Raw genomic sequence first — 5,341 nt, 5'->3', positions numbered from 1 at the left:
GGGGGGTCCGCTTCGGCAATGCCTATGCGACGATCCCCTTGTGCGCCCCCTGCCGGGCCGAGCTGGCCACCGGCCTGTCGCCGTTCCGCACCGGGCTTGTCGACCTGAACCGATTCTGGCGCCAGGTGCTGCCACCCGAGAAGGTCTGGGCCTATGACCTGCGGCGGGCGGGGTTCTACAACTTTACCACCGGCAAGGTCGACGCCAGCTACACGCCGATGCCGCAGCGGTTTCGCCGCGTGCTGTTCCACGAAGAGCCGGCGGCGCATGACAGCCGCGGGCGGACGAAGATGAAGCACTATCTGGACCGGGGGCCGGGGATTGCGGGGGTGAACCATCCCGACGACGACGGCTCGCAGGACCATCTGTTCTACGATTTCATGGTGGCGCAGAACGCCATCGACTTTCTGGGCCGGGCCGACCCCGCGCGGCGTCACCTGATCCAGCTGGGCTTCAAGCACCCGCATTACAACCTGGAATGTCCAGACCGCTTCTACCAGCTGTACGACCCCGCCGATGTGCGCTGGCCCGACATCGCCGCGCCCGAGGATTACTACGGCCCGCCCCCCGGCTTTGCGGTCTATGAGGCGGCCTATATCGCCAACGGCAACTGGACGCCGGAAAAGGGCGGCGACGATGGCTGGCGGCAGGTGGTCCGCGCCTATTTCGCGGCGATCAGCCATGTCGATCATGAGATCGGGCGGTTTCTGACCGCGCTGGAGCACTCGCCGCTGGGCGACCGGACCACGGTGATCTTCCTGTCGGACAACGGCTTCAACCTTGGCAACCACGACAGCTTTCACAAGATGAGCCAGTGGGACAGCGCCGCCCATGTGCCGCTGGGCATCTGGTCGCCGCGGATGGAGGCGGGGCGGGTCGTGGACCTTCCGGTATCCTTGCACAACTTCCCGAAGACGATCATGCAGCTTGCAGGCCTGCCGCCGCGCCCGGACTGGGTATCGGGGCAAAGCCTGCTGCCTCTGATCGACCCCAGCTTCGGCGCTTTCGATACGACGAAATCGCCCATTACCTCGGTCTTCGGGACGCTTTCGGTGCGGCCGTCGATCGAGGGCTACCGGAACTTCCGCTACTTCCGCTATCCGAACGGCGAGGAGCATGTCTACGACGTGGTCGCCGACCCAGGCGAGACCGAGAACCTGATCGCGACGGCTCCGATGGAAGTGCTGCGGGGCGAGCTGGTGAAGGGCGCGCTGGACCTGGGCCTTGACCTGCGCGGGTTCGAGAATCCGGCGGACGGGATCAACGCGATGATGGCCGTGGATGGGTCCGTGGTGCTGGAGGGGCACCGGGGCAACGACAACTACTGGGTCTACGGCGCAGAAGCCGAAAAGATCCGCGAGACGAAGGACGGTGGTAACGACACGCTGTGGTATCTGGGCGGGCCGGATGACTATGTTCTGCACTGCCCGATGAACGTCGAGAACATCCGGGTAGCCACCGTGCTGGCGCGCACCGAGGACCCGGGGGGCCGCAAGACCGCGCGCGTCCTGCGGATAGTGGCGCATCCCGACAGCCCGATCACCTTCGAGACCACCGAGCGGGTGATGGTCGATGTGCGCGGCTCACGCGGGAACGACGTGATGATCGGGCCGAAATACGGCGGCGCGACCTTCTACGGCGGTGAGGGCGACGACGTGCTGCGGGCGGTGACGGTGCACGAAGGCTCGCGCCACTATTTCTATGGCGGGGCGGGGAATGACCGGCTGGTCGGTGGACCCGGTCGGGACCTGCTGGATGGCGGCTCGGGAGACGACACGATCATCGGCACCGGGGGCCGCAAGCGCATCTTTGGCGGGCATGGCAATGACGAGATCCATTCCGGTGATGCGGCGTCGGTGGTGCACACGGGGCCGGGTCGGAACCTGGTTCGGCTGGGCAGCGGCAACGACACCGTTCATGCCGGGACCGGGGTCAACAGGGTCGATCCGGGGGCGGGGGCAGTGGTATTCGTCCTGGCCTACGGCGGAGTGACCCATGTCAGCCAGTGGCGGGCGGAACAGGTCTATGACCTTACAGCCTGGCCGAAGACGCCCATCGTCGCGCGCCGGGCGGACGGGGCAGTGGACGTCACGCTGGGACTGTCAGTCCTGCGCATCGCCGGAGTTCCCGAAGAGCACGACCTGGCAACCCAGATCCGTCAGACCGAGGATCAGGAAACGCCCGCCCCATAGCTTCGGGACGGGCGCCTGCTCTGTGTGCCTGCACGTGCAGGTCTATTCGGCCGCCTTGACTTCTGTCCCGTGCCCGTCGTCACCGCCGTCCCTTGTCTTCCACAGCGAGTAGAAGATGCCGGCCGCGATGATGCCGATGGTGATCGCCAGCGAAAGGTAGGGGTCGAACTTGCCGAAGAAGTAGCTGTAGAAGCCCTTCATCCCGATGAAGATCAGCACCACGGCCAGCGCGTACTTCAGATAGTGGAAGCGGTGCACCAGGGCTGCCAGCGCGAAATAGAGGGCGCGGAGACCCAGGATCGCCATGATGTTCGCGGTGTAGACGATGAAGGTATCCGTGGTGATCAGGAAGATCGCGGGCACCGAATCCACGGCGAAGATCAGGTCGGCGACGTTGATCACGATAAGCGCCACGAAAAGCGGTGTGGCGAAGACGACCAGCTTGCCCGTCGTGGGGTGCGGCTGGCGGACGAAGAACTTCTGCCCTTGCAGGTCCTTGGTCACGTTCATGTACTTCGCGGTCAGCTTCACCACCGGGTTCTTCGACACGTCCATGTCGCCCTCCGGCACCACCAGCATCTTGATGCCGGTCAGCGCCAGGAAGGCCGCGAAGACCAGCGTCACCCAGGAGTAGTTCGAGATCAGCTCGGCCCCGACAGCGATCATGATGCCGCGCAGGATGATGACGCCGATGATGCCCCAGACCAGCGCGCGGTACTGGTATTTCCGTGGAATGGCGAAGTAGCCGAAGATCAGCGAGATGACGAAGACGTTGTCGATCGAGAGCACCTTCTCGATGATGTAGCCCTGGAAATAGCTGGCCACGGGGTTGGTCCCGTCGCTGGTCACAAGAGTGCCGTTCGACCATGCCCACCAGATGTAGCCGCCGAACAGGATGGCGATGAAGATGTAGAAGGCAGAAAGCTTCAGGCTTTCAGCCACGCCCAGTTCGTGGTCGTCCTTGTGGAGCACGCCAAGGTCGAAGGCCATCAGCGCGATGACGATGCCCAGGAACATAAGCCACAGCCAGAGCGGCTTGCCCACAAATAGCTCGAAGAGGAAATCCATCCCCATTAACCTTTATTCGGGTGCGTCGATCAGTCAGCCTTCTGAGGGGCAGGTTGCCGGGCATGACATCGAGCACGATTTCTCGATGCGGTCCGACATCACGTGCCAAAAGACTTCGGCGTCGTCAGAGGGGCCCGGCCCGCAAGGGCTTAAAGTGGGCACAGGGTGCGACAAATCAACCCCGTTGCTCGCGCTTTTTTCACGTAACCGTGATTAACCGGTGCCGGTTGGCCGATTTTCGCAAGTCTCGGGGCTTGTGGCACACGCGGCGCGGCCTGTATGCCCGTGCCCAAGTCCCCATGCCCAAGCCCCCGTGCCAAAGCCCCCGTGCCAAAGCCCCGTGCCAAAGCCCCGTGCTTCAGCGAGAACAAGCCAATGAGCCTGAACACCTTCGGTCACCTTTTCCGCGTCACCACCTGGGGCGAAAGCCACGGGCCGGCCATCGGCTGCACGGTCGATGGCTGCCCTCCGGGCGTGGCGCTGGCCGAGGCGGACATCCAGCCCTGGCTGGACCGCCGCAAACCGGGGCAGAACAAGTTCACCACTCAGCGGAAGGAACCGGACGAGGTCCGCATCCTGTCCGGCGTGTTCGAGGGCAAGACCACCGGCACGCCGATCCAGCTGCTGATCGAGAACACCGACCAGCGGTCCAAGGACTATGGCGAGATCGCGCAGTCCTTCCGGCCGGGTCATGCCGACATCACCTATCACCAGAAATATGGCATCCGGGACTATCGCGGCGGCGGCCGGTCCAGTGCGCGCGAAACGGCGTCGCGGGTGGCTGCGGGCGGCGTGGCGCGTGCGGCTCTGGCGGCGCTGGTGCCGGGGCTGAAGATCACCGGCTACATGGTGCAGATGGGCGTGAAGGGGATTGATCGGTCCCGCTTCGATGCGGCCGAGATCGAGCGAAACCCGTTCTGGGTGCCCGATGCGGTGGCCGCCGTGGAATGGGCCGAGTATCTGGATGCGCTGCGGCTGTCGCACAACTCGGTCGGGGCGGTGATCGAGGTGGTGGCCGAAGGAGTGCCACCGGGTCTGGGCGCGCCGCTTTATGGCAAGCTGGACAGCGACCTTGCCTCGGCAATGATGTCGATCAATGCCGTGAAGGGTGTCGAGATCGGCGAAGGAATGGCCTCGGCCAGCCTGACTGGGGTGGAGAATGCGGACGAGATCCGCATGGGGCCCGGCGGGCCCGAGTATCTGTCGAACCACGCGGGCGGAATTCTGGGCGGGATTTCCACGGGCCAGCCGGTGGTGTGCCGGTTTGCGGTGAAGCCCACGTCGTCGATCCTGACGCCGCGCCAGACGATCACGCAAGCTGGGCAAGAGACCGACCTGATCACCAAGGGCCGCCATGACCCCTGCGTCGGTATTCGCGCTGTCCCGGTGGGCGAGGCGATGATGGCCTGCGTGATCCTGGACCATCTGTTGCTGGACCGTGGCCAGACGGGTGGCGTGCGGGGTCTGATCGGCTGAACGCTGGCGAAGACTTCGTCGAAGGGGCGGCTGCCGGAGTGCGGCGTCGATCTTTCGGAAGGAAAGGTGGGCGGATCGCCCACCCTACGCCTGCGTAAGGCAATACACGTATGTACGGGGATGGCCGCAAAAAAGAATGGAGGGCCCCGCACCCCTACGGGACCCTCCATCCACCCCACGCGCACACCCCAAGCACCGCACGTGATCTGTAGTATAAGGGTCCCGGGCGTCCTGCCCTGACTTGATCTTGATGCCTCGAATCGCCCCCACCGGGCAAGGCGCGAGTGCGGAAGGTTTGCTTCAAATCGGAAGGGCTGCTTGGCAAAAGGCCCACGCCGGGCGGGCGCGGGCCTTTGCAACCGGATCTTCGTCGCGTTACTTGTAGGCGGCCTCGCGGCCGAAATGCTTGACGAGCAGATAGTAGAACACGGCGCGGAACTTGTTGCGCTCGGACTTGCCGTAGGTGTCGACGGCGGCGTTGATCCCCTCCATCAGGGCAGGCCCATCCGTCAGGCCCAACTTCTTGACCAGGAAGTTGGCCCTGATCCGCTCCAGTTCGTCCTTGTCCGACGCGGCGACGGTCTGCGCGTCGTTGTCATAGATCG

Annotated in this window: 4 protein-coding genes; 2 read left to right on the top strand and 2 right to left on the bottom strand. The window is 64.5% G+C overall.

From position 1 onward, the window contains the following. The coding region (locus U1E69_RS22175) for a sulfatase-like hydrolase/transferase (RefSeq protein ID WP_322246669.1) at positions 1 to 2,192 on the top strand (2,192 nt) is incomplete at its 5' end. Positions 2,193 to 2,234: 42 nt separating this feature from the next. On the opposite strand, the gene U1E69_RS22170 is transcribed toward U1E69_RS22175, so the two are convergent. After that, positions 2,235 to 3,260, bottom strand: coding sequence for a TerC family protein (locus U1E69_RS22170; RefSeq protein ID WP_322246668.1), 1,026 nt, complete (start codon positions 3,258 to 3,260; stop codon positions 2,235 to 2,237). Positions 3,261 to 3,635: 375 nt separating this feature from the next. Between U1E69_RS22170 and aroC the strand changes: the two genes are divergently transcribed. Further along, entirely contained in the window at positions 3,636 to 4,736 is a 1,101-nt protein-coding gene (gene aroC, locus U1E69_RS22165; RefSeq protein WP_322246667.1) for a chorismate synthase, read from the top strand. 375 nt (positions 4,737 to 5,111) lie between these two features. Here the strand turns inward: aroC and U1E69_RS22160 are convergent. Next, positions 5,112 to 5,341, bottom strand: a 230-nt coding sequence (locus U1E69_RS22160; protein WP_322246666.1) for a DUF2853 family protein, incomplete at its 5' end; no start/stop codon positions are given.

The sequence above is a fragment of the Tabrizicola sp. genome (assembly GCF_034366665.1).
Classification (GTDB): domain Bacteria; phylum Pseudomonadota; class Alphaproteobacteria; order Rhodobacterales; family Rhodobacteraceae; genus Tabrizicola.
Note: the sequence above shows the minus strand (reverse complement) of the source record. Positions and strands in the feature narration are given on the sequence as shown.

What these genes read in the sequence shown, in the direction of transcription:
- U1E69_RS22170 (WP_322246668.1), bottom strand. Translation starts at nt 3,260, where the DNA reads ATGGATTTCCTCTTCGAGCTATTTGTGGGCAAGCCGCTCTGGCTGTGG.
- aroC (WP_322246667.1), top strand. Translation starts at nt 3,636, where the DNA reads ATGAGCCTGAACACCTTCGGTCACCTTTTCCGCGTCACCACCTGGGGC.